Raw genomic sequence first — 23,387 nt, 5'->3', positions numbered from 1 at the left:
TATTATGGATTCTAATATGATTACATTAATTGCAGCAGTTGTTATTTTCTTAACACTTATTCTGTTGCTAGTATCTTTGCTTTTAGGAGCAAAATCAAAGCTTTTACCGTCTGGTCCTGTGACCATTAATGTAAACGGTGAAAAAGATATCACTACTGATTCTGGAGGAACTTTATTAGGTACTTTGGGTAATAATAAATTGTTCTTACCATCAGCTTGTGGTGGTGGTGGAACTTGTGTCCAGTGTAAATGTATTGTTACTGAAGGTGGTGGTGCTATCCTACCAACTGAGGTACCACATTTTACTCGTAAAGAGATTGCAAATGGATGGAGATTAGGTTGTCAAGTTAAGGTTAAACAAGACATGAAAATCGAAATTCCTGAAGAGGTATTTGGAATTAAAAAATGGGAGGCAGAGGTTGTGCGTAATTACAATGTAGCTTCTTTTATTAAAGAGTTCGTAGTACGTCTTCCTGAAGATATGGATTATGAAGCTGGTGGATACATTCAAATCGAGGTTCCTAAATGTGAAGTTCGTTTTGAGGATATGGATATCACTGCTCACCCAGAGGAGCATGACACACCAGACAAATTTCAGGCAGAATGGGATAAATTTAATTTATGGCCATTAGTAATGAAAAACCCTGAAACTGTAGAACGTGCTTACTCGATGGCTTCTTTCCCTGCTGAAGGTAGAGAAGTAATGCTTAACGTACGTATTGCTACGCCGCCATGGGATCGAGCTAAAAATGGTTGGATGGATGTAAACCCTGGTGTAGCTAGTTCTTACATTTTTAATCAGAAACCAGGTAATAAGGTAGTGATATCAGGACCTTATGGAGAGTTCTTTATTAATCACAGTGATGCAGAAATGCTTTACGTGGGTGGTGGAGCAGGAATGGCACCTATGAGATCTCACTTGTACCACTTATTCAAAACCTTGAAAACTGGTCGTACAGTAACTTATTGGTATGGTGGTCGTTCAAAGCGTGAATTGTTTTATATCGAGCATTTCCGTGAGTTAGAAAGAGAATTTCCAAACTTTAAGTTCTTTATGGCTTTAAGTGAACCATTGGAGGAAGATAATTGGAAGCTTAAAGATGATATCCATAGTGAAGGTGATGGTTTCCAAGGTTTCATACACCAAGTGGTAATTGATCAATATTTATCTAAGCATGAAGCACCAGAGGATATTGAGCTATATTTCTGTGGTCCTCCATTGATGAATCAAGCGGTTCAAAAAATGGGTGAGGATTTTGGAATACCTGATGAAAATATCCGATTTGACGATTTTGGAGGTTAATACTTCTCCTTTATATTAAAAAACCCAGCTTTTAAAGCTGGGTTTTTTATTACATTAAAATACGAATATGGAATTTAATTACTCTGGTTGTACAGGTAAGTAAGCAACTGCTTTAATTTCTATTAACAAGTGCGGATGCGGTAATTGATGCACGGCTACTGTGGTTCGAGTAGGGCCAGAATAATCAAAATATTGAGCATAAGTCTCGTTATAACCACCAAAGTCGTTCATGTTAACGAGAAACGTTGTTATATCAACTACGTTCTTCAAACTAGCTCCTTGAGTCTTTAAGATGCTATCGATGTTTTCTAGAACTGCTTTGGTTTGCTCTTTAATATCGAGATTTGTGGTTCCCATTTCATCTACTTCAACACCTGCAAACGTGTTGTCTGATCGTCTACTGCTCGTTCCTGAAACGTATAAAAAGTCGCCAACTCTCTTTACGTGTGGATATTTACCACGTGGTTTTGCTTTTCCTTCTATTACTCCCATAATTAATTTCTAAACCAGAGAATATCTTTAGTCTTACGAGATATTTCAAATAATAAATCGTTTTCATGATCCTCTGGACTGATTATATTTTCTTTTAATAAGTATAAAATAGCTCTGTCTTGCGCTCTTCCTTGAAGCATGGCTTCTCGGTATGAGATGCCTTCTACTGGAAATGTAACTAGTGAATATTTGGATTGATATTCTTCTTTGGCAAAATGAGACTCCAATAGCATTTCAATTTGACGTTTTTTCTTAAAGTCACTGTTTGCTACACTATCACGCATTTCAATAAAATTATCAAGAGCAAGATCTGCTATCGCGTCGGTATTAGGTTTTCTTGTTTCTGCGAAATCACTGAATGCTTTGCTCCAATATTTATTGCGGTCTAGTGTCAAATCAAAATCAACTACATCCTCAAAACTGGCATTCATACCTTGTCCATAGAATGGTACGATGGCATGTGCAGCATCACCAATTAAAAGGCTCTTACCGTAAGCATCCCACGGATTACATTTAATAGTACCTAACGGTGGAGTAGGATTATTGTTAAATTGCTCGACTAGATCTGGTATGTGTGGAACAACATCACTAAAATAGGTATTGAAAAACTCAATAACACTGCGATCATTTTTTAAATCTTCAAACGAAGGACCTTCTTTACTTTTATAATCTAGGAATAAAGTAAGTGTAAAACTTCCATCTAAATTAGGTAACGCAATAAGCATGAAACCACCTCTAGGCCAAATGTGTAAGGCATTTTTTTCTATGCGCCAACTTCCGTCTTCTGCAGGAGGAATACTTAATTCTTTATAACCATGTGGCAACCATTCAATACTATGAGAAAACAAGAAATCTCTTTGTCTGACCATAGCCTTACGAACGGCGCTCCCAGCACCATCAGCACCAAAAATTAAATCAGCCTTCCATGTTTTTTCTTCGTTTGACTCGCTATCATGATATGTAATAGTAGTGTTCTCTAAATCTACATGTAAAACTTCATCATTGAAATCAATTTGCACATCGTCATATTTATCTGCTTCATCCAATAATAATTTATTTAGTTCTTCACGAGATATCGAATTTATGTACTCACCTTCTCGACCACTGTAATTTGAAGTAAATGTGCTACCATCTATGTTATGTATTAACCTGCCGTGCATAGGAATACATAAATCCTTTACTTTTTCCTCAAGACCTACAAGTTTTAAACCTTTGAGGCCGCGATCAGAAAGAGCAAGATTTATAGATCTACCACCATCTACTTGTTGAGACCTCATGTCTGGTCGTTTTTCTAAAATGTCAACCTTGTATCCTCTTTGTGCTAGACGTAACCCTAATAGTGAGCCACATAGACCAGCCCCAGAGATTAATATTTTTGTATCTTTATTGTTTATTTCCATAAGCTTATGCCTACTGTTTTTACATTTCTTCTTTAAGAATATTTACAAATTTCCAGCAATCCTCATAGTTATTATATAAGGGAACAGGTGCTATACGTATTACGTCGGGTTCTCTCCAGTCAGCTATCACACCGCGAGCACTTATAGACTCAAATAGTGATTTATCTGCATTCTTAACAGCTAGTGATAATTGACAACCTCTTTGATTGGATTGTGTAGGTGTTATAATGCTTATTCTATCTGAATTGATTTGTGTTAACAAGAACTCTAGGTAATTGGTAAGTTGAATTGACTTATTTCTCAGATTATGAAAACCTGCTTCATTGAATAATTCTAAGCTCGCCTTTACCGCAGCCATACTTAATATTGGAGGATTTGAAAGTTGCCAGCCTTCGGCGCCATAGATGGGTTCAAAATCATCACGCATTTTGAATCTAGTTTCTTTATTGTGTCCCCACCATCCAGTAAATCTGGGCAGTTCATTATTTTGAGCATGTCTTTCATGTACAAAGCAACCTCCTAAACTTCCTGGTCCACTATTTAAATATTTGTAAGTACACCAAACAGCAAAATCGGCACCAGAATCGTGAAGTCGTAAATCAACATTACCGGCTCCATGTGCACAGTCAAAACCTACTAATGCTCCATGTTGATGTCCTAATTGAGTAATTTCCTTTAAATTAAAAAACTGTCCAGTGTAGTAGTTTACCGCACCTACCATTACAAGAGCGATTTCATCTTTATTTGTCTCTAGTAAATCTTTTAAATCTTCTAGATGAGGAGTATGCTCTCCCTTTCTAGGTTTCCATTCAATTATAGCTAGGTTAGGATCGTATCCATGAAAGCTTGCTTGTGATGCCACAGCATATCGATCACTGGGAAAAGCATCGGCCTCAATAATTATTTTAAAACGTTTTGGCGTAGGTCGATAAAAGCTCACCATCATCAAATGTAAATTTGTGGTAAGTGTATTCATTATTACTACTTCATGTGGATGAGCACCCACAATAGTTGCCATATTCTTAGTTAAAAACTCATGATAAGGCATCCATGGATTTTTGGCATGAAAATGACCTTCAACTCCTAGATTTGCCCAATCTTCAAGTTCTTGATTTAACTGATCTTTTGTGGCTTTAGGTTGTAACCCTAGAGAATTTCCACAAAAATATATGCTGTTTGTGCCATCGGTGTGTTTAGGTATGTGAAAGCTTTCGCGAAAGCGAGATAATTCATCTTGTTGATCTAGTTCTAGTGCGTAGGCTAGGCTGGTATCTTTATTCATTTGATTTGATTACCTTAATATCTGAAAAATAAATATTTGTATTGCCATCTAAAGTGATATGGTTTGTGGCGATGTTTAATCCCTCATAACTTTGATAGTCTTCAAAAGTAGTTTGCATGGTTGGTAAACTATCATTTTCTTTTCTATAGGTCCACTCTCTTACAGTATTATTTTGGTCATAATACAGGTCATAGGCGTCACCTGGTGTGTAACCTACTTGATTATCATATAAAATGGTGATCATGTTTAGGCTATCCTTTGATATAGGAGCTTGTTTAATTATAGGAGTTGATAAGGTCGTTCCTTTATCCCAAACTAATTTGAATTGTGGTAATAGCCAATACACATCATTGATAAAGGCTTGATCAGCGTTTAGGGCTGTACTGTCCATTTTTTTATTTCTATAGTAAACGACTTCCTTTTGTTTGGATTTTAATTTGATGAGACCAGATTTAACATTCCATGTCCAATTTCTATCCATTATCTTTTCTCCAAATCGATTTACATTGAATGTGAATTGTATTTCTTCAACATCATCCCAAACTGATAATCCGGTAGACTGTGCGATTTGCTGTGCAGGAGTTAAGCTGGTTTCTTCACTGTTAGTCTTCAATGTTTCATCCACGTTGCTGTTATTATTTTTACAGCTAAATAAAAGACTTGCTACAAGAGCAATAAATACAATTCTCATAGTATCTGTTTTGATTGTCTAAAAATACAAAGAACGATAGTTTATGAAATGGTAAAGCTTTATTAATTACCAAGATTAAGCTATGTCAAAAAAGTACTTTTGTACTTTATGGCAAAGAGAGTTTATAAAGGGCAATTATCTTCAGGTAGAAGACTGGGTATTATACTGGTGTTAGGTAGTTTAATCGCTATTGGACCTTTTTCTATAGATGCTTATTTACCTGCTTTTAAACAAATAGCAGGAGACTTTAAGGTAGATGTTAATGCTATAAGTCTTACCTTAACTACCTACTTTATAGGTATAGGCCTAGGGCAGCTCGCCTACGGGCCATTGATGGATCGTTTTGGTAGGCGTAAACCTCTCATTGTTGGACTAGTGTTGTATATAGGTACAAGTCTAGCTAGTGCTTTTGCCTATGACGTGATAGCTCTCGCAACATTGAGATTTTTTACAGCACTAGGTGCATGTGCAGGTATGGTAGCTAGTAAAGCGATAGTAAGAGATTTATTTGATGAGGAGGAAGTCGCTAGCGTGCTGTCTAATTTAATGTTAATCATGGGTATAGCACCTGTGATTGCCCCTGGAATAGGTGGATGGGTAGTGACTCATTTTCACTGGCAAATAATTTTTTATGGTCTAGCAGGTTTTGCAACACTTATGTTGTTTAATATTATCTTTTTTCTCCCAGATAGTGTAACTCCTAATCGTGCGACTAGTTTAAAACCGGTTCCGGTGCTTAAAGAATATTGGTCTATTTATAAGAATAAAGCCTTTTTTCTCTTCAGCACCACACGTGGATTTATCATAGGAGCTCTACTTGGGTATGTGGCTGCAGCTCCTTTTATTTTTATGGAGTTTTTTGAAATGTCAAAGACTGAATTTGCATTAGCCTTTAGTAGCAATGCTGCAGGTCTAATTGCAGGTAGTCAAATAAATCGTTTATTTTTAAAACGATACACGACTTTTGAGATAACGTATGTGGTGAGTGTTTTACTCATTGTTTTTACGGGTGTATTGACAATACATTTGGCGACTATGACACCGGAGTTTTGGGTTGTATATCCATCTTTATTTTTAATGATGACGGCTATCGGATTTCAAAACCCCAACGCAACTGCTCTGGCTCTTCAGCCATTTACTGCAAAGGCTGGTAGTGCAAGCGCATTTGTAGGAGCCGTTAGTATGATTTACGGTTCACTGGCTAGTTGGTATGTGTCTAAATTTGTCAATGATGCTCTTTTGCCTCTTGCATTATTACTGTTGGGTTGTGCTGTTTTTGGTCACCTAGCTGTCGAGATTTTTAGAATTAAATATGCTCGAGGTTATCAATTTGCCAAAAACTACCTCAAACATCCTTACAAAGCAATCAAACGAGAAGATAATTATTCTTAAGTACGCTTTCGCGAAAGCGTACTATTAAACTAATCCCTAGCATAAATTCTAGGAATATGATATAAAAATGTAACAATCGATAACAGCTCTAGTCTTTAAAGTACCAAAAGACTAGCTATGAAAATAATACCGTGGTTGTTGTTCATGACAACATGGATGTGTGTTTGTAAAGCATATTCCAATGATTTAATTGTTGAAGAAATTTCATTCCCAGAGGCAACGAAACTAAGTGATAACACCTTGCGCATGCCATTTAAATTTGCTGGAAGATTGATAACTGTACAAGCAAAGGTTAATGGAGAGTCGGGTCCTTTCATTATTGATACAGGATCCTATGGACTGGTACTTAATAAACGAATTTATAATAAAATAGCTACGACAGGTAGGACAACGTATTCTATTGAACGAGAAATTCCCAATGTACAGGGAATTGCGGTATACAGTTTTAATATTGATGGATTTAAAATTAATTCCAAAAATGCAGATGTAGTAGATTTAAGCCATATTGAAAAAGAAAAACATACCGCTATTAATGGTATAATAGGATACGATACATTTAGACGATTTGAACTATATATTGACTTTTATTTGGAACAGATTACCTTTTTTAAGATCGATAGAAAAGGCAATCGTATTGATGAGAAATATTTAACCGAACAAATAGTAGACACCTTAAGTTTTAAACGGCGCAAGCACTCGATTATTCTAGATTCCAATATTAATGAGATAGATGTTACCTTTGTTTTGGATACCGGAGCAGAAATAAATCAATTAAGCAACAAATTAGATTCATTAGTTTATAAAAATTTTCAACCCCTCAAAAGATTGGAGTTAATGGGAATGGATGGTGGTAAGAAAGAAGTGATTGCTGGAGTTTTCAAAAATCTAAAGTTTACTAATGCTGTACAGAATGAAGAAATGCCAACTGTATTATCAACTATGACCTATGCAGCAAATGCATATGGGACTCAAGTGGATGGTGTTTTAGGATTTTGGTTTTTAAGAAATCGTAGAGTTTTAATTAATTATCGTAAAAAGAAATTGTTTTTTACAAAGTGGCCTGAATAAATGAAACTATTTATCACCTTTTTAATTTTTTTTGTCAGTCTCATGATTATGGGACAAGATGATTATGGTTATAGAATTGATGGTGAGGATATCGTATTTAAATTTGATGTACGGGACTATTCGATGGTTACTATTAATGATACACAAGTTAAACTTGATCTTTCTGATATAAACATAAAAAAAGTAGCTGTAGCTGGAACCTTTAATAAATGGGCTAAGAACGACTGGAAACTCAAGAATATAAAAAACGGTGTTTATGAATTGAGGAAAAAGATTAAATATTTAAATACCGATAGTGGAGCTTCATTTAAATTCGTAATTAATGATAAGTTTTGGGTTGAACCACCTACCATTGCACCTAATCGTGAGCAGCTTACCTTAGATGATATTTTTGTAAGTGTTTATAATTTAAAATTGAATGAGGTCAAGGAGTCTGAAGATGGAAATCATACATTTTACTTACACGGTTATTCAAACGCTCAACGGGTAATTGTAACAGGTACATTTAATAATTGGGATGAAAATGAATTTGAGTTGGAATGTAAAGACGGTTACTGGGAACTTACCTTAGATCTACCAATAGGAACGCATGAGTACCGGTATATTGTAGATGGCCAGTGGATGAGAGATCCTCATAACCCTAAGAAGAAGCCCAATGAATACAATGAATTTAATAGTGTAATAACTAAAAGGAAATTACAAAAATTTAGATTGAAAAACGTTGATTTTAAAAATGTGTATTTAGCAGGTGATTTTACAGACTGGCAAAATAACAAGCTTCAAATGAATTTGATTAATGGGTTTTGGGAAATAGAAATCCCATTAACACGAGGCGTTCATCATTATAAGTTTATAGTGGATGATATTTGGATAGTTGATCCAATGAATAACAGTGTTCAATATGATAAACATGATCATGTTAACTCTGTAATTCTTATTAAGTAAAACTCTTCTTCTTATATAACATCAAAAACGCCTTTCAACGGAGATGTTGAAAGACGTTTTCTCACTAACCAACCAATAATTAATTATTCACGTACAACGCTCCCAGTAGGAAATGTTGCAGCAACATTGTTATTAAAGTTTTGTGCATTGGGTGCTGTCATAGAATTGGCAATTGCCGCAAGAGGTTTTAGAGTGAATGGAGCAGGGCTGTTGTCTGGAACAGGTTCTACAGTAATTACAACATTCCTTCCAATTACGCTAAATGGTAAAGACTCACCCATTGGTAAATTGTTAAAAAAGTCTTCTCCTGGAACTGGTGGACCTGCATTGTTTTGAGTTCCTGAGAACGGGTTGCCTGAATCTCTAGTATCAAAATCGGTAAAGGTTCCTGTTGATATAGGACCGGCGTCGCCTACTACCCAACCTTCATAAATCCATCCATCTGGTAAAACGGGTAATGTAAAGTCGGCAGTTGGAGGCATTCCAGGTAGACCGAACCATACACCGCTTTCGTCATTACCATTGTTTCCCATTGTCTCATCGGTAGGAGTTCTCAGGAAGAATGAACCACTAGCATTAGTAAAATCTCCAGGAGCCGGTCCAAAGTTAGTGTCCACAAGCGCTGTTGTCCCAGTGAATGCGCCAGCTATATATTTACTATCAGCAGGATCGGGACTTGGATCTGGATCAGGCTCGATGGTAAGGATAAAGGCAGTTGCAGCGTCCAAATCATTTGAATCGATTTCGAATTCGTTTTGGCTCAAGTCTCCATTAGCATCAACATCAAATGTACCTGTACTTATGGGAGTACCATCTACCATAACCCAGCCTTCATATTTAAAATCGTTTCCTAAATCTTCTAATCCTTGAAGATTAATGGTTAATGTTTTTGTTTGAAGTTCAGAATTTGAATCATCGTCATTTGAACAGCCTACTATCGAGAGTAAGCCCAGGATAAGATATGAGAAGTTTTTATTCATGATTAAAAGTTTAATTTTACTCTACAAACTAATGATAATGTTATCTCAATCCTGTCACGTAAAATTCAACTTTCATATTTTTTATGTGATTCTTTTGTGATAAGGATAAGTTTAATTTGAATTATGGAGTATACAATTCTTATCGTAGAAGATGATATAGAGATTATAGATCTTCTTACTATTCACATGAAGGATCTAAATGCGAATGTGCATGTCGCAGATAATGGTAGGCTTGGCTTGAAAAAGGCAATAGAGTTCGACTATGATTTAATCCTATTGGATTTGTCAATACCTGAACTAAGCGGGATAGAAGTTTGCAAGGAATTGAGAAAAACTAAAAACACTCCTATAATAATGGTGACTGCAAAATCCGAGGAGATTGATAAAGTCCTAGGTTTGGAAATTGGTGCAGATGATTATATAACCAAGCCATTTTCAGTAAGAGAATTGAAGGCTAGAGCAAAAGCTGTTATGAGAAGAACTGATATAAGTAATAAGAAAACAGAAAATGCCTCAAGTAATGAAATGGTTTTTGGTGATTTAATTATAAATGTCGAAATGAGACGTGTAACCTTAAATGGGCATAAAGTGGAATTATCGCCTAAGGAATTTGATCTCTTAATTTTATTAGCAAGTCATCCAGGTAGGTCTTACAGTCGATCAGAGTTACTGGATGTTGTTTGGGGATATAACTTTTCTGGTTACGAACATACAGTAAATAGTCATGTCAATAGATTGAGAGCCAAAATTGAACCGGATATGTCAAATCCATTATATGTATTGACCACTTGGGGAATAGGATATAGATTTAATGAAGAAGTGTAATGACGGCTGGTAAACAATCTACATTAACTCCACGATTAGTATTTAAACTATGGATAGCACTTTCAGGGTTAATCATAGGAATGGCATTTTGTTTTATTGTGATTACTAATTATTACTCAAATCAACATCATCAAGCTACGCAACAAGAGATTCACGCTCCGTTAGCACAGCATTTAATAGAAGAAAAGTTTGCCACAACTTCCGCTTTTAATCAGGATGGTTCTGTTAATAAGGAGGTCTTTGGGAGTTTAATGCACGATATGATGGCAGTGAATAGAAGTATTGAAGTTTACTTGCTGGGTCTAGATGGTGAAGTATTGTATTCTGTGGTACTCGATCATAGTCCTGGAGAACCATCTAGGTATGTTGATGTTGCTCCGATTGAAAATTTTGTAAATACTAACGGTAAAAATTATTGTTTAGGGGATGACCCTAGAGCTATGGGAGAAAGAAAAATTTTCTCAGCAGCCAGATTAACTAACCAACTCAAAGATGGTTACATATATATTATACTATCAGGAGAGGCATATCAATTGGCAAGCAACAATATTTTTCAGAAATACATAAAAAGTTTTGGATTGGGTGCTATAGGTTTGACAACTTTCTTCACTTTATTGGTAGGTTTTGTTTCTATTTGGTTTTTGACTAAAAACTTAAGAAAAATTACCTCTGTAGTCCAACGATTTAAGGAAGGGGATTTTAATGCGAGAATAGAAAACGCAGATAAATCTGATATCAGTGTTTTGGCAAATACATTCAACACAATGGCTGACACTATTTGTCAGAATATTGAGGGAGTTAAAAAAGTTGATTCATTAAGAAGGCAGCTTATAGCGAATGTGTCACATGATCTAAGAACACCATTAGCAATATTAAAAGGTTATTCAGAAACATTATTAGAAAAGAAACATTTGCTTTCAGAAGGGGAGAAACAGAAATATTTAGAAATTGTCAACTCTAATAGTGATAAGCTTTCTAGATTAGTGGAACAATTATTTGAGTATTCTAAATTAGAGGCTAAACAGGTTAAACCAGAAAAAGTAAAGTTTTCAATTACCGATTTATGTCTAGATTTAGTATCTAAGTACCAATTAAAATCCAAAACGGAAAATATTAACTTAATATTTAATATTGAAAAAAAGGAAAATATTCTAGTGTACGCTGATATCGGATTAATTGAACGGGTTTTACAGAATCTAATAGACAATGCTTTTAAATTTACAAAGGCCGGTGGGGTAATTACCTTAGATTTGGATAAATCTAAGTCAGAAAATAAAATAAAAATTTCTGTTGGCGATTCTGGTATAGGAATTAAAGAAAGTGATCAATTGATGATATTCGATCGATTTACGCAAAATGATTCTCAAAATAGATTCACGGGTGCAGGTATAGGATTGTCGATCGTTAAAAAAATTCTTGAACTACATGATTCAATTATTAGGGTCGAAAGTAAGATTGGTAAAGGCACAAAGTTTACATTTCATCTTCAAATGAATTAAATTATAAGAACGCTTTAAACAGTTTGTTTACGGTAATACAAAAGTTTAGATTTTTTTATTTTGTAAATAAATGATTTGAAGGTGTTTAAGGATGGGTTGTAATTTTTTTCAATTTTTTTGTCATAAAAGTTTGTTTGGTAAGAAAAAGTGTGTGTATATTTGCACCCGCTTTGGGAAACAACGATGTTTAAATAAAGCGATAGTTCTTCAAAAAGATTGAAAATATTTGTAGCGGATTGTGAGGATTTCGCATCAAATTTTCGGTCTAGATATTTTGAAGTAGTTCATTGAAAATAATGATTGACAGCACAGCGATACTGTTTTTGTATTGATTAATACAAAGGCAAGTATTGGTAAGAAAATAAAAATAGACACATGTACGCTAATTGAGGGTTCTTAAAAGAGGTTTTTGGAATTATTCTAATAAATGATCTTTAAAAGATTCTACGATGAAGAGTTTGATCCTGGCTCAGGATGAACGCTAGCGGCAGGCCTAACACATGCAAGTCGAGGGGCAGCATAGATAGCTTGCTATCTGATGGCGACCGGCGCACGGGTGCGTAACGCGTATACAACCTACCTATTACTGAGGGATAGCCCGAAGAAATTTGGATTAATACCTCATAGAATTATAAGATGGCATCATTTAATAATTAAAGGTTACGGTAATAGATGGGTATGCGTCCTATTAGCTAGATGGTGAGGTAACGGCTCACCATGGCGACGATAGGTAGGGGTCCTGAGAGGGAGATCCCCCACACTGGTACTGAGACACGGACCAGACTCCTACGGGAGGCAGCAGTGAGGAATATTGGACAATGGAGGCAACTCTGATCCAGCCATGCCGCGTGTAGGAAGACGGCCCTATGGGTTGTAAACTACTTTTGTACGGGAAGAAATACAGTCACGTGTGATTGTTTGACGGTACCGTAAGAATAAGCACCGGCTAACTCCGTGCCAGCAGCCGCGGTAATACGGAGGGTGCAAGCGTTATCCGGAATCATTGGGTTTAAAGGGTCCGTAGGCGGGTAATTAAGTCAGTGGTGAAATGCAGGGGCTCAACTCCGGCACTGCCATTGATACTGGTTATCTTGAATTATTGTGAAGTGGTTAGAATATGTAGTGTAGCGGTGAAATGCTTAGATATTACATAGAATACCGATTGCGAAGGCAGATCACTAACAATATATTGACGCTGATGGACGAAAGCGTGGGGAGCGAACAGGATTAGATACCCTGGTAGTCCACGCCGTAAACGATGGTTACTAGCTGTTTGGATCGATTGAGATCTGAGTGGCCAAGCGAAAGTGATAAGTAACCCACCTGGGGAGTACGTTCGCAAGAATGAAACTCAAAGGAATTGACGGGGGCCCGCACAAGCGGTGGAGCATGTGGTTTAATTCGATGATACGCGAGGAACCTTACCAGGGCTTAAATGCAGTATGACAGATTTGGAAACAGATTTTTCTTCGGACATATTGCAAGGTGCTGCATGGTTGTCGTCAGCTCGTGCCGTGAGGTGTCAGGTTAAGTCCTATAACGAGCGCAACCCCTATTTCTAGTTGCCAGCACATAATGGTGGGGACTCTAGAGAGACTGCCGGTGCAAACCGTGAGGAAGGTGGGGATGACGTCAAATCATCACGGCCCTTACGTCCTGGGCTACACACGTGCTACAATGGTAGGGACAGAGAGCAGCCACTTCGCGAGAAGGAGCGAATCTACAAACCCTATCTCAGTTCGGATCGCAGTCTGCAACTCGACTGCGTGAAGCTGGAATCGCTAGTAATCGCATATCAGCCATGATGCGGTGAATACGTTCCCGGGCCTTGTACACACCGCCCGTCAAGCCATGGAAGCTGGGGGTGCCTGAAGTCGGTGACCGAAAGGAGCTGCCTAGGGTAAAACTAGTAACTGGGGCTAAGTCGTAACAAGGTAGCCGTACCGGAAGGTGCGGCTGGAACACCTCCTTTCTGGAGTTCCTGAAATAATGGAACGAAACAAGGGATAGTTTCAAGATCTTTAACACTCAATTAGTGTGTGTTTATTTTAAAAAGCAAGTCAATCAAGAAATAGTCGCAAGACACTCAGTCTCATAGCTCAGCTGGTTAGAGCGCTACACTGATAATGTAGAGGTCGGCAGTTCGAGTCTGCCTGAGACTACGATGTCTTAGGTAGTTATTGAGTAGATAATTATAGCTAAGAGATAAAGTTCATTTATAGAATTTTAATGGAAATTCTAGAGGTTGAGGATTCTAAATTCGATATTCTGAATTCAGTATTTAGGATTCGTCATGGGGAATTAGCTCAGCTGGCTAGAGCGCCTGCCTTGCACGCAGGAGGTCATCGGTTCGACTCCGATATTCTCCACGAATGATTAGTAGAGATTAATCATTAAACGTTCATTGACATTTTGAAAAGATCAAAACGAGCATTAGTTCTAATATTAATTAGGATTAATACAAGATAGAAAAAATAATATTACTATATATCGTTGTATAGTAATAGGTATCATAAGCAAATAAGGGCGTATGGGGGATGCCTAGGCTCTCAGAGGCGATGAAGGACGTGATAAGCTGCGATAAGCTGCGGGGATTGGCACATACGATGTGATCCGCAGATTTCCGAATGGGGCAACCCGGCATGTTGAAGACATGTCACCAGTAATGGAGCAAACCCGGTGAACTGAAACATCTAAGTAGCCGGAGGAAGAGAAAACAATAGTGATTCCGTCAGTAGTGGCGAGCGAACGCGGAAAAGCCCAAACCAATTAGGTTACGGCCTAATTGGGGTTGTAGGACTACGGTATTTGATGCTAAAAGAATAAGAATCCTTTGGAAAGAGGAGCCAAAGAAGGTGATAGCCCTGTATTGGTAATTTTAGTTATTAATAGTAGTATCCTGAGTAGTGCGGGGCACGGGAAACCCTGTATGAATCTAGCGGGACCATCCGCTAAGGCTAAATACTCCTGAGAGACCGATAGTGAACCAGTACCGTGAGGGAAAGGTGAAAAGAACCCTGAATAAGGGAGTGAAAAAGAACCTGAAACCATACGCTTACAAGCGGTCGGAGCCTTCGGGTGACGGCGTGCCTTTTGCATAATGAGCCTACGAGTTACCGTTGCTAGCAAGGTTAAGTGTTTCAGACACGGAGCCGTAGCGAAAGCGAGTCTGAATAGGGCGCGATAGTTAGTAGTGGTAGACGCGAAACCGTGTGATCTACCCATGGGCAGGGTGAAGCTGTGGTAACACACAGTGGAGGCCCGAACCGGTTGACGTTGAAAAGTCTTCGGATGACCTGTGGGTAGGGGTGAAAGGCCAATCAAACTCGGAAATAGCTCGTACTCTCCGAAATGCATTTAGGTGCAGCGTTGATTTAGTTTTATAGAGGTAGAGCTACTGATTGGATGCGGGGGCTTCACCGCCTACCAATTCCTGACAAACTCCGAATGCTATAAAATGATGATCAGCAGTGAGGGCATGGGTGCTAAGGTCCATGTCCGAAAGGGAAAGAACCCAGACCATCAGCTAAGGTCCCCAAATGTATGTTAAGTTGAAAAAACGAGGTTGTACTGCTTAGACAGCTAGGATGTTGGCTTGGAAGCAGCCATTCATTTAAAGAGTGCGTAACAGCTCACTAGTCGAGCGGTACGGCATGGATGATAATCGGGCATAAACATACTACCGAAGCTATGGACTCCATTGAGAGTGGTAGGAGAGCATTCTAATTGTGTTGAAGGTGAACTGTGAGGTTTGCTGGAACGATTAGAAACGAAAATGTAGGCATAAGTAACGATAAAGGGGGCGAGAAACCCTCTCACCGAAAGACCAAGGTTTCCTCAGCTATGCTAATCAGCTGAGGGTTAGTCGGGTCCTAACGCGTACCCGAACGGGGAAGTGGATGGATAACAGGTTAATATTCCTGTACCTGCTCACAATAAAAGTGACGGAGGTGTGAATTTGGTGCGTACTGACGGAAATGTACGTTGAACCAACTGTTAAGGTTGGGATAGTACCACAAGGCTACGGCTACGTGGATAATCCAGAGGAGCAACTTCCAAGAAAAGCAAGTGAAGCAGCCCGTACCGTAAACCGACACAGGTGGTTGGGATGAGAATTCTAAGGTGCTCGAGTGATTCATGGCTAAGGAACTAGGCAAAATAGACCTGTAACTTCGGGAGAAAGGTCCCCTATTTAATAGGGCGCAGTGAAAAGATCCAAGCGACTGTTTATCAAAAACACAGGGCTCTGCAAAATCGAAAGATGAAGTATAGGGCCTGACACCTGCCCGGTGCTGGAAGGTTAAGAGGAGGGTTTAGCTTCGGCGAAGATCTGAATTGAAGCCCCAGTAAACGGCGGCCGTAACTATAACGGTCCTAAGGTAGCGAAATTCCTTGTCGGGTAAGTTCCGACCTGCACGAATGGTGTAACGATTTGGATACTGTCTCAGCCATGAGCTCGGTGAAATTGTAGTATCGGTGAAGATGCCGATTACCCGCTACGGGACGAAAAGACCCCGTGCACCTTTACTATAGCTTAGTATTGATTTTGGATAAGTAATGTGTAGGATAGGTGGGAGACTATGAAATGACGTCGCCAGGCGTTGTGGAGTCATTGTTGAAATACCACCCTTTGCTTATTTGAAATCTAACCCAGAAATGGGGACATTGCTTGGTGGGTAGTTTGACTGGGGTGGTCGCCTCCAAAAGAGTAACGGAGGCTTCTAAAGGTTTCCTCAGCACGCTTGGTAACCGTGCGTAGAGTGCAATGGCATAAGGAAGCTTGACTGAGAGACATACAGGTCGATCAGGTTGGAAACAAGAGCATAGTGATCCGGTGGTTCCGCATGGAAGGGCCATCGCTCAAAGGATAAAAGGTACGCCGGGGATAACAGGCTGATCTCCCCCAAGAGCTCACATCGACGGGGGGGTTTGGCACCTCGATGTCGGCTCGTCACATCCTGGGGCTGGAGAAGGTCCCAAGGGTTGGGCTGTTCGCCCATTAAAGTGGCACGCGAGCTGGGTTCAGAACGTCGTGAGACAGTTCGGTCTCTATCTGTAGTGGGCGCTAGAAATTTGAGTGAATCTGACTTTAGTACGAGAGGACCGAGTTGGACTGACCGCTGGTCTACCAGTTGTTCCGCCAGGGGCATTGCTGGGTAGCTACGTCGGGAAGGGATAAGCGCTGAAAGCATATAAGCGCGAAACCCATCACAAGATGAGATTTCTTTAAAGGGTCGTGGGAGACTACCACGTTGATAGGTCATAGGTGTAAAGGCAGTAATGTCATAGCCGAGTGATACTAATTACCCGTAAGCTTAGATACCTCTATCTACTTGTATTGATTTTGAACTTTTCAAAATGTCAACATATACAGTTGGATTATTTTAATTTAACTGAAACCTTTAAGGTGGTTATAGCAATGGGGCTCACCTCTTACCATTCCGAACAGAGAAGTTAAGCCCATTAGCGCAGATGGTACTGCATTTGTGGGAGAGTATGTCGCCGCCTTCTTTTAAAACCCTTATCAATTCGATAAGGGTTTTTTGTTGTGGTAAAATTTGTTAACGATATCTTAGGAACTTCTTAAATATCTATGGTGTATTTTTCTTGAAATTTATAATTCATGAAAAAATATCTTTTTTTGAGTTTTCTTTCCTTAGTATTGATAACTACCCAAGGTTGTAGTACTTCTTCGAAAGCAAAAGGCTCAAAATCTCAAGTTGTTGCTAGTTCTAAAGGCAAAAAGAAAGGTGGTATGCAACCTTATAACAAGGTAATTACCTCTAAAGCTCAAACAGATCCAGGTCTTTTCTCCGTACACTTTTTGGAGGATAAATACTATTATGAAATACCCGATTCTTTATTAAATAGAGAAATGTTGATGGTGACGCGTATTGCAAAAACTGCTTCTGGAATTGGTTTTGGTGGCGGTAAACAAAATACTCAAACCTTGAGATGGCAACGAAATAAAAATGATATCTTGCTAAGAGTTGTTTCTCATCAAATTGTAGCTAACGATTCTTTACCAGTAAGTTTAGCGGTTGAAAATTCTAATTTTGAACCAATCCTTTACAGTTTTCCAATTAAGGCAATTAAAAAGGATAGTTTATCTAATAACCTAGTTATTGATGTTACTAATTTTTTCAATAAGGATGTTAAGGCGATTGGATTTCCTCAAAACTCTAGAAAACGCTACAAAATAACTAGGTTAGATGATAGTCGTTCTTATATTGACACCTTAAGATCTTATCCACTCAATATAGAATCGAGGCATGTTAAAACATATTTTTCCTCTGATCCACCATCCAATTCAAGTGTTCAATCAATATCACTTGAAATTAGTAATTCAATGATTTTGTTACCTAAAACGCCTATGAAGCGTCGTTATTTTGATCAACGTGTAGGATGGTTTGCAAGAGGTCAACAAGATTATGGATTAGATGAACAAAAAACCAAAACTGTTCGCTATTTAGATAGATGGAGATTAGAAGTTAGAGAGGAGGACAAGCAAAAATTCCTTAATGGAGAGTTGGTTATTCCTAAAAAGCAAATTGTTTATTATATAGATCCAGCCACTCCGCAGAAATGGAGAAAATTTATCAAGCAGGGTATTGAAGACTGGCAAGTGGCATTTGAGGCAGCTGGGTTTAAAGAGGCAATTATCGCTAAAGACCCACCAAGTAAAGAAGAAGATCCGGATTGGAGTCCGGAGGATGTGCGTTTTTCAACAGTAAGATACCTAGCATCACCTATACCTAATGCTAATGGACCTCATGTTAGTGACCCTAGAAGTGGTGAAATTCTTGAAAGTGATATTAACTGGTATCATAATGTAATGACTCTTTTACATAATTGGTTCTTCATTCAAACTGCGGCAATTAATCCTGAAGCCAGAATGAATAAATTTGATGATGAAGTTATGGGTAGGCTTATAAGATTCGTTAGTGCACATGAGGTTGGTCACACGTTAGGACTACCACATAATATGGGAAGTTCAATAGCTTATTCTGTTGAAAATTTAAGGGATGCAGAATTCACCAAAAAATATGGTACTGCACCATCCATAATGGATTACGCAAGATTTAATTATGTAGCTCAACCGGAAGATGGTGATGTTGCCCTAATGCCTAATATTGGTCCGTATGATAAATATTCAATCATGTGGGGTTATAAACCAATATTAGATAAGACAGATGAAGAAGAGAAAGAAATTTTAGATTCCTGGATAAATGAAAAAGCAGGAGATCCTATGTACCGTTTCGGAAGACAGCAATTCGGTGTTGTTGATCACACTAGTCAAACGGAAGATCTTGGTGATGACTCTATGAGAGCTAGTGAATACGGTATCAAAAATTTACAGCGCATCGTTCCTAATCTTATCGAATGGACGGGTGAAGAAGGTGAAAATTATAGTGAATTAAAATCTATGTACGATCAGTTATTAGGACAGTATAATCGATACATGGGCCACGTAACTGCCAATATTGGTGGGGTAAAAGAAACGTATAAAGCTTATGGTCAACAAGACGGAGCTGTATATGAGCATGCAAGTAGAGATAAGCAAACGAGAGCTATGAAGTTCTTAAATGAACAATTATTTTCAACACCTAAATGGTTAATTGATCAAAATATTTTCAATAAAATTGAATCTGACGGTGCAATAGAAAGAATTAGAGGTGTTCAAACTAGAACCCTTAATAATTTATTGGATTTTGGCAGAATGTCAAGATTAATGGAGAATGAAGAGGTTAATGGTTCAAACGGATATGGTTTATTGGAAATGATGAATGATCTTAGATCGGGATTGTTCAGTGAGTTGAAACGCGGACAAAAAATAGATCGATATAGACGTAACTTACAACGTGCTTATATAGAACGTCTAGAATTTATTATGAATAACGAACAACCTAAATTACCAGCTCGAGTAAGAGCGTTTGCTGGTCAAAGTAGTGTTGATGTCTCTCAAAGTGATATAAGACCTATTGTTAGAGCACAACTTAAAACATTATTAAGAGATGTTACAAGAGCTTCTAATCGAACATCGGACGAGATGACTAAATACCATCTAAATGACTTAAAAGAACGAATAGATGATATTCTTAATCCAAATGATTAGTTTTAAGTTTTACTAGAAAAAAAAAGGTATGATGAAAATCATACCTTTTTTAATTTAACAATGTATTTATTTCAATTTAAGGCTTACCTTGTCTTATTGTTGTGTTTTTTAGATGTAACTCATTCTTATAAATATTAAAATATTGAACAAAGTTCTTTTCGCCTTTTTTTTGAGTATATTTTATTCCGCCTACGGCGCTTCTCAATCTTGTGTTTGTTTTAGAGAAAATATTGCTACAGATTACAAAAATGTTGACTTTATCGCTCATGTACGCATAAATGAAGTGTACTATAACTACCCTATTGAGAATCAAGATTACGTACGTTTTGATATTTTAGAAATATTAAAAGGTCCAAAAAACAACTCTCTGATTGTACAACAAGAAGTTGGTAACAACATCAATAACGATAAATGTAGATTGTATCTAAAAGCAAATGATGAACTTTTGATATTCGGAAATTTGGATAACGGGCAACTAATTTCTAAACCTTGTCTAAGAAATAAGTTTGCTGAGGATTCAGACTTTGTGACAGAATTGAACAAGTATCGAATGCTTCGTAAACATCATAAGTTGATCACAGATTCTAGGACTTTTTGCACTCAATTCAATGATAATATACAATTTAGTGCTACTCTACAAAATATCCTCATAAAATCAAATTCAAAATTGATTGGAATTTATGCAGTCGTTTTTAATGATGATCAAACTATCAATAAAACAGAAGTAGTTGAGTCTTTATCAAGGGAAATTGATGTGAAAATCCAAATAGCCCTTATAAAGTCATCTTGGACGCAATGTGCGGTTAATAACAATAATAAATTCATTGTTGTTGTCCACAAAACATCTGATGAAAATGGAACTAGACTATTCTTGCACTAACTTTTTATTTGATAAAAAATAAAAGCCTGCCGTAAGCACAAAGAGTAATAATGGATGAATTAAAAAACGTCTGATATAAAATATTATCATCTTTGAAGAGTCTGGAGATGAGTGTAAAAGCGCAATAAAGGAAGTCATTAAAATAACATAGGTAAATACATAAACCCATAGTGCAGCCTTTATATAATCTAATTTTTTATACAAAAGCCAAATAATACCCAATGAAATAAGGGAATTAATGGCGTATCGCAGAGTCGTATAAAATCCTGTTGTTACTATATTAATAGATGGCAAGCTCATGTTTTGAAAATCTGATAGATAGAATTGTTTTAATTCATCTATAAATAATAAATCTTCAAAAACTCTTACACTTATTAATAACCCGATTAATAGAATAATTAATAAGTATCTATATAGTTGGTACATGTTTGGATTTTGGTTTTTTGAGCCAATACAACCACAATAAAACAGTGGTTCCATAGATTATAGCTGGAAAAATTATCTCATGGGACACATGAGTATAGGCCGGATAATCGGCATAGATAATTCCTAATAACACCAATCGGGTAAGGTTGATGACGTATATTATTCCTACTCCAATTAATAGAAATAGTATAGTTTTTTTCCACGCTTTCGCGAAAGCGAGAATAAACGCGCAAAACAAGATCATAACACTTACTGCATTACACCCTTCAATAATTCTAAATAAGAGTTGTTCATTAGAGTAAACAGCTACAGATGGATGTCCTGCACTATTCATTGTTTGCGCATTATAACCTATTAAACTTAATAACTCTTGTGTCTGGAAACTAATTTGAGAAGTAATTGGGTCAGGATAGTGATAACTGCCATAATCAAAACTCAAATAAAAATAATAGATGATTGAGAGCCCGATATACAGTCCTCCAAAAACTGCAACAAATTTAAACACAGGTATATAAGGTCTAAGTGATGAAAGCATTTGTATATTCTATGTTAAAACTGTTAAGTAATCAGCTGTGGATATTAGTTTTGTAGCTTCAAAAATACTACAATGAATATAAACGAATTGAAACCAGCTGTTCTTAAAATCATAGGAAGTTCTAATGGTACAGTAAAGGATAAAATGCAAGCCGTTTGTGAATTGCTTCAAGTTAACCTGGAAACTTACGATTGGGTTGGTTTTTATATGGCTCATGAGTCCGAACCGACATTGCATTTATGGGCACAAGCTGGTGAGCCTACTGACCATACGGTTATTCCATTTGGTAAAGGTATTTGTGGGCAAGTGGCTGTATCTAATCAAAATTTTGTGGTTGACGATGTTACTGCCCAGGATAACTATATAGCTTGTAGCATATATGTAAAAAGTGAAGTGGTAATTCCAATGTTTAAAAATGGTAAGAACATAGGTCAAATTGATATTGATAGCAATACACCAAAAGCATTTGACGAAAAGGACGAGCGTTTTTTAGAATGGGTAAACGAACAAATTGCAGCTATCATTTAAACCTTGCGAATAGCTTTTTCCCATTCCCAAGCACTGGATAATGCAGATTCTAAGGAATGCACGGCTTTCCAATTTAAAATATTATTAGCCTTGCTGGTATCTGCATAAGCTTCAATTACATCACCTGGTCTACGATTCACTATTTTATAGTTAAGTTCTAGACCAGTTGCTTTTTCAAAGGTTTTCACTACTTCTAGAACTGTATTACCAGTGCCTGTACCTATATTAAAGGTTTCAAATTTAGATTGTGAATTATTATTCAATAATCTTTCAAGTGCAGCTATATGAGCCTTGGCTAGGTCAACCACATGGATATAATCTCTAATTGCAGTTCCATCTCTAGTAGGATAATCTTGTCCAAAAATAGAAAGCTGCTCTCTTATTCCTATAGCAGTTTGAGTAATGTAAGGAACAAGATTTTGAGGAATGCCATTTGGTAATTCGCCGATTAGGCAACTCTCATGAGCTCCTATAGGATTAAAATATCTTAGACTTATACATTTGAAAGTAGAACTTGTTTTACAAAGATCATTAATTATTTCTTCACCTATTTGCTTAGTATTACCATAAGGAGAAGCTGCTGGTTTTATAGGAGCTTCTTCTGTGATAGGCATAACATCTGCTTGTCCATATACGGTACAAGAAGAACTGAAAATAAAAGAAATGTCTTTATCCTTAAGTTGTTGAAGTAAATTTACTAATGCATTAATATTGTTTTCGTAATAGAGTAAAGGGTTCTCTACACTTTCACCTACTGCTTTAGACGCTGCAAAATGAATTACTCCGTCTATATTTTTTTCTCTAGTAAACAGATCGTTAACTTGATTTTTATCTCTTAAATCAATTTGATAAAAGGAAGGTTCTTTTTTAGATATTTTCTTGATTCTATCCAAAACATCTTTTCTAGAATTAGATAGATTATCGATGATTACAACCTCATAATTTAATTCCAGTAGTTCTACAACAACGTGTGAACCTATATATCCTAAACCGCCTGTTACTAATATTTTCATAAAAGCAAATGT

General features: G+C 37.2%; 17 protein-coding genes, 2 tRNA genes and 3 rRNA genes. 14 read left to right on the top strand and 8 right to left on the bottom strand.

Annotated elements, in window-relative coordinates:
- Window positions 1-4: 4 nt before the first annotated feature.
- A complete protein-coding gene (gene nqrF / locus AAT17_RS05200; protein ID WP_172792944.1) occupies window positions 5-1,303 on the top strand; it encodes an NADH:ubiquinone reductase (Na(+)-transporting) subunit F in 1,299 nt (432 codons plus the stop codon).
- A 78-nt stretch (window positions 1,304-1,381) separates the two neighbouring features.
- On the opposite strand, the gene AAT17_RS05195 is transcribed toward nqrF, so the two are convergent.
- From AAT17_RS05195 to AAT17_RS05180, 4 genes are read right to left on the bottom strand one after another with little or no spacing between them, the layout of a single operon-like run.
- Window positions 1,382-1,795 (bottom strand): RidA family protein, encoded by a 414-nt coding sequence (locus AAT17_RS05195; protein WP_060523178.1) that lies wholly within the window; start codon window positions 1,793-1,795, stop codon window positions 1,382-1,384.
- 2 nt (window positions 1,796-1,797) lie between these two features.
- Window positions 1,798-3,195 carry an NAD(P)/FAD-dependent oxidoreductase gene (locus AAT17_RS05190; RefSeq protein WP_042275860.1) on the bottom strand — a complete coding sequence of 466 codons (1,398 nt, stop codon included), beginning with the start codon at window positions 3,193-3,195 and terminating at the stop codon, window positions 1,798-1,800.
- A 19-nt stretch (window positions 3,196-3,214) separates the two neighbouring features.
- The gene (kynU, locus tag AAT17_RS05185) at window positions 3,215-4,477 is read right to left on the bottom strand and encodes a kynureninase (protein WP_060523177.1); all 1,263 of its coding nucleotides are present in this window, start codon (window positions 4,475-4,477) and stop codon (window positions 3,215-3,217) included.
- Window positions 4,470-5,168, bottom strand: coding sequence for a hypothetical protein (locus AAT17_RS05180; RefSeq protein WP_060523176.1), 699 nt, complete (start codon window positions 5,166-5,168; stop codon window positions 4,470-4,472). The genes kynU and AAT17_RS05180 overlap by 8 nt, the downstream gene beginning before the upstream one ends.
- Before the next feature lie 108 nt (window positions 5,169-5,276).
- Here AAT17_RS05180 and AAT17_RS05175 point away from each other — a divergent pair, with 108 nt between their 5' ends.
- The 3 genes from AAT17_RS05175 to AAT17_RS05165 all read left to right on the top strand — a co-directional run bounded on the left by AAT17_RS05175 (window position 5,277) and on the right by AAT17_RS05165 (window position 8,573).
- Window positions 5,277-6,560: a multidrug effflux MFS transporter gene (locus AAT17_RS05175; protein ID WP_060523175.1), complete on the top strand. Its 1,284-nt coding sequence runs from the start codon at window positions 5,277-5,279 to the stop codon at window positions 6,558-6,560.
- A gap of 117 nt (window positions 6,561-6,677) precedes the next feature.
- Window positions 6,678-7,628 carry an aspartyl protease family protein gene (locus tag AAT17_RS05170; protein WP_042275851.1) on the top strand — a complete coding sequence of 317 codons (951 nt, stop codon included), beginning with the start codon at window positions 6,678-6,680 and terminating at the stop codon, window positions 7,626-7,628.
- 48 nt (window positions 7,629-7,676) lie between these two features.
- Window positions 7,677-8,573, top strand: a complete 897-nt coding sequence (locus AAT17_RS05165; protein WP_157539234.1) for a hypothetical protein — start codon at window positions 7,677-7,679, stop codon at window positions 8,571-8,573.
- A gap of 83 nt (window positions 8,574-8,656) precedes the next feature.
- On the opposite strand, the gene AAT17_RS05160 is transcribed toward AAT17_RS05165, so the two are convergent.
- On the bottom strand, window positions 8,657-9,553 hold the full coding sequence (locus AAT17_RS05160; protein ID WP_060523173.1) for an anti-sigma factor: 897 nt from the start codon (window positions 9,551-9,553) through the stop codon (window positions 8,657-8,659).
- A 123-nt stretch (window positions 9,554-9,676) separates the two neighbouring features.
- Between AAT17_RS05160 and AAT17_RS05155 the strand changes: the two genes are divergently transcribed.
- The 9 genes from AAT17_RS05155 to AAT17_RS05115 all read left to right on the top strand — a co-directional run bounded on the left by AAT17_RS05155 (window position 9,677) and on the right by AAT17_RS05115 (window position 20,873).
- Entirely contained in the window at window positions 9,677-10,378 is a 702-nt protein-coding gene (locus tag AAT17_RS05155) for a response regulator transcription factor (RefSeq protein WP_060523172.1), read from the top strand.
- Window positions 10,378-11,877, top strand: a complete 1,500-nt coding sequence (locus AAT17_RS05150; RefSeq protein ID WP_060523171.1) for a cell wall metabolism sensor histidine kinase WalK — start codon at window positions 10,378-10,380, stop codon at window positions 11,875-11,877. The genes AAT17_RS05155 and AAT17_RS05150 overlap by 1 nt, the downstream gene beginning before the upstream one ends.
- Before the next feature lie 446 nt (window positions 11,878-12,323).
- Window positions 12,324-13,849, top strand: a 16S ribosomal RNA gene (locus tag AAT17_RS05145).
- 116 nt (window positions 13,850-13,965) lie between these two features.
- A tRNA-Ile gene (locus AAT17_RS05140) sits at window positions 13,966-14,039 on the top strand.
- Between the two features lie 133 nt (window positions 14,040-14,172).
- Window positions 14,173-14,246 (top strand) — tRNA-Ala (locus tag AAT17_RS05135).
- Window positions 14,247-14,386: 140 nt separating this feature from the next.
- Window positions 14,387-17,200: ribosomal RNA gene (locus tag AAT17_RS05130) — 23S ribosomal RNA — on the top strand.
- Window positions 17,201-17,280: 80 nt separating this feature from the next.
- Window positions 17,281-17,388: ribosomal RNA gene (gene rrf, locus AAT17_RS05125) — 5S ribosomal RNA — on the top strand.
- The 16S, 23S and 5S rRNA genes sit together here with 2 tRNA genes alongside, the layout of an rRNA operon.
- 112 nt (window positions 17,389-17,500) lie before the next feature.
- The gene (locus tag AAT17_RS05120) at window positions 17,501-19,993 is read left to right on the top strand and encodes a zinc-dependent metalloprotease (RefSeq protein ID WP_060523170.1); all 2,493 of its coding nucleotides are present in this window, start codon (window positions 17,501-17,503) and stop codon (window positions 19,991-19,993) included.
- Window positions 19,994-20,162: 169 nt separating this feature from the next.
- On the top strand, window positions 20,163-20,873 hold the full coding sequence (locus tag AAT17_RS05115; RefSeq protein ID WP_060523169.1) for a hypothetical protein: 711 nt from the start codon (window positions 20,163-20,165) through the stop codon (window positions 20,871-20,873).
- Here AAT17_RS05115 and AAT17_RS05110 read toward each other — a convergent pair.
- On the bottom strand, window positions 20,859-21,299 hold the full coding sequence (locus tag AAT17_RS05110; protein ID WP_060523168.1) for an exosortase F system-associated protein: 441 nt from the start codon (window positions 21,297-21,299) through the stop codon (window positions 20,859-20,861). The genes AAT17_RS05115 and AAT17_RS05110 overlap by 15 nt on opposite strands.
- Window positions 21,283-21,834: an exosortase family protein XrtF gene (gene xrtF, locus AAT17_RS05105; RefSeq protein ID WP_060523167.1), complete on the bottom strand. Its 552-nt coding sequence runs from the start codon at window positions 21,832-21,834 to the stop codon at window positions 21,283-21,285. The genes AAT17_RS05110 and xrtF overlap by 17 nt, the downstream gene beginning before the upstream one ends.
- A 72-nt stretch (window positions 21,835-21,906) precedes the next feature.
- Here xrtF and AAT17_RS05100 point away from each other — a divergent pair, with 72 nt between their 5' ends.
- Window positions 21,907-22,362 carry a GAF domain-containing protein gene (locus AAT17_RS05100; RefSeq protein WP_060523166.1) on the top strand — a complete coding sequence of 152 codons (456 nt, stop codon included), beginning with the start codon at window positions 21,907-21,909 and terminating at the stop codon, window positions 22,360-22,362.
- Here the strand turns inward: AAT17_RS05100 and galE are convergent.
- Window positions 22,359-23,375 carry a UDP-glucose 4-epimerase GalE gene (gene galE, locus AAT17_RS05095; RefSeq protein ID WP_060523165.1) on the bottom strand — a complete coding sequence of 339 codons (1,017 nt, stop codon included), beginning with the start codon at window positions 23,373-23,375 and terminating at the stop codon, window positions 22,359-22,361. The two genes, AAT17_RS05100 and galE, sit on opposite strands and share 4 nt — an antisense overlap.
- Window positions 23,376-23,387 lie beyond the last annotated feature (12 nt).

The organism is Nonlabens sp. MIC269 (genome assembly GCF_001430865.1).
GTDB classification, from domain to species: domain Bacteria; phylum Bacteroidota; class Bacteroidia; order Flavobacteriales; family Flavobacteriaceae; genus Nonlabens; species Nonlabens tegetincola.
This window is presented reverse-complemented; position numbering and strand designations above follow the sequence as displayed.

Excerpts from the sequence above, each read along its gene's own strand:
- AAT17_RS05195 (WP_060523178.1), bottom strand. The coding sequence starts at position 1,795 with ATGGGAGTAATAGAAGGAAAAGCAAAACCACGTGGTAAATATCCACAC.
- kynU (WP_060523177.1), bottom strand. The coding sequence starts at position 4,477 with ATGAATAAAGATACCAGCCTAGCCTACGCACTAGAACTAGATCAACAA.
- AAT17_RS05190 (WP_042275860.1), bottom strand. The coding sequence starts at position 3,195 with ATGGAAATAAACAATAAAGATACAAAAATATTAATCTCTGGGGCTGGT.
- AAT17_RS05175 (WP_060523175.1), top strand. The coding sequence starts at position 5,277 with ATGGCAAAGAGAGTTTATAAAGGGCAATTATCTTCAGGTAGAAGACTG.
- AAT17_RS05165 (WP_157539234.1), top strand. The coding sequence starts at position 7,677 with ATGGGACAAGATGATTATGGTTATAGAATTGATGGTGAGGATATCGTA.
- AAT17_RS05160 (WP_060523173.1), bottom strand. The coding sequence starts at position 9,553 with ATGAATAAAAACTTCTCATATCTTATCCTGGGCTTACTCTCGATAGTA.
- AAT17_RS05100 (WP_060523166.1), top strand. The coding sequence starts at position 21,907 with ATGAATATAAACGAATTGAAACCAGCTGTTCTTAAAATCATAGGAAGT.
- xrtF (WP_060523167.1), bottom strand. The coding sequence starts at position 21,834 with ATGCTTTCATCACTTAGACCTTATATACCTGTGTTTAAATTTGTTGCA.
- AAT17_RS05120 (WP_060523170.1), top strand. The coding sequence starts at position 17,501 with ATGAAAAAATATCTTTTTTTGAGTTTTCTTTCCTTAGTATTGATAACT.
- galE (WP_060523165.1), bottom strand. The coding sequence starts at position 23,375 with ATGAAAATATTAGTAACAGGCGGTTTAGGATATATAGGTTCACACGTT.
- AAT17_RS05170 (WP_042275851.1), top strand. The coding sequence starts at position 6,678 with ATGAAAATAATACCGTGGTTGTTGTTCATGACAACATGGATGTGTGTT.
- AAT17_RS05180 (WP_060523176.1), bottom strand. The coding sequence starts at position 5,168 with ATGAGAATTGTATTTATTGCTCTTGTAGCAAGTCTTTTATTTAGCTGT.
- AAT17_RS05150 (WP_060523171.1), top strand. The coding sequence starts at position 10,378 with ATGACGGCTGGTAAACAATCTACATTAACTCCACGATTAGTATTTAAA.
- AAT17_RS05155 (WP_060523172.1), top strand. The coding sequence starts at position 9,677 with ATGGAGTATACAATTCTTATCGTAGAAGATGATATAGAGATTATAGAT.
- nqrF (WP_172792944.1), top strand. The coding sequence starts at position 5 with ATGGATTCTAATATGATTACATTAATTGCAGCAGTTGTTATTTTCTTA.
- AAT17_RS05110 (WP_060523168.1), bottom strand. The coding sequence starts at position 21,299 with ATGTACCAACTATATAGATACTTATTAATTATTCTATTAATCGGGTTA.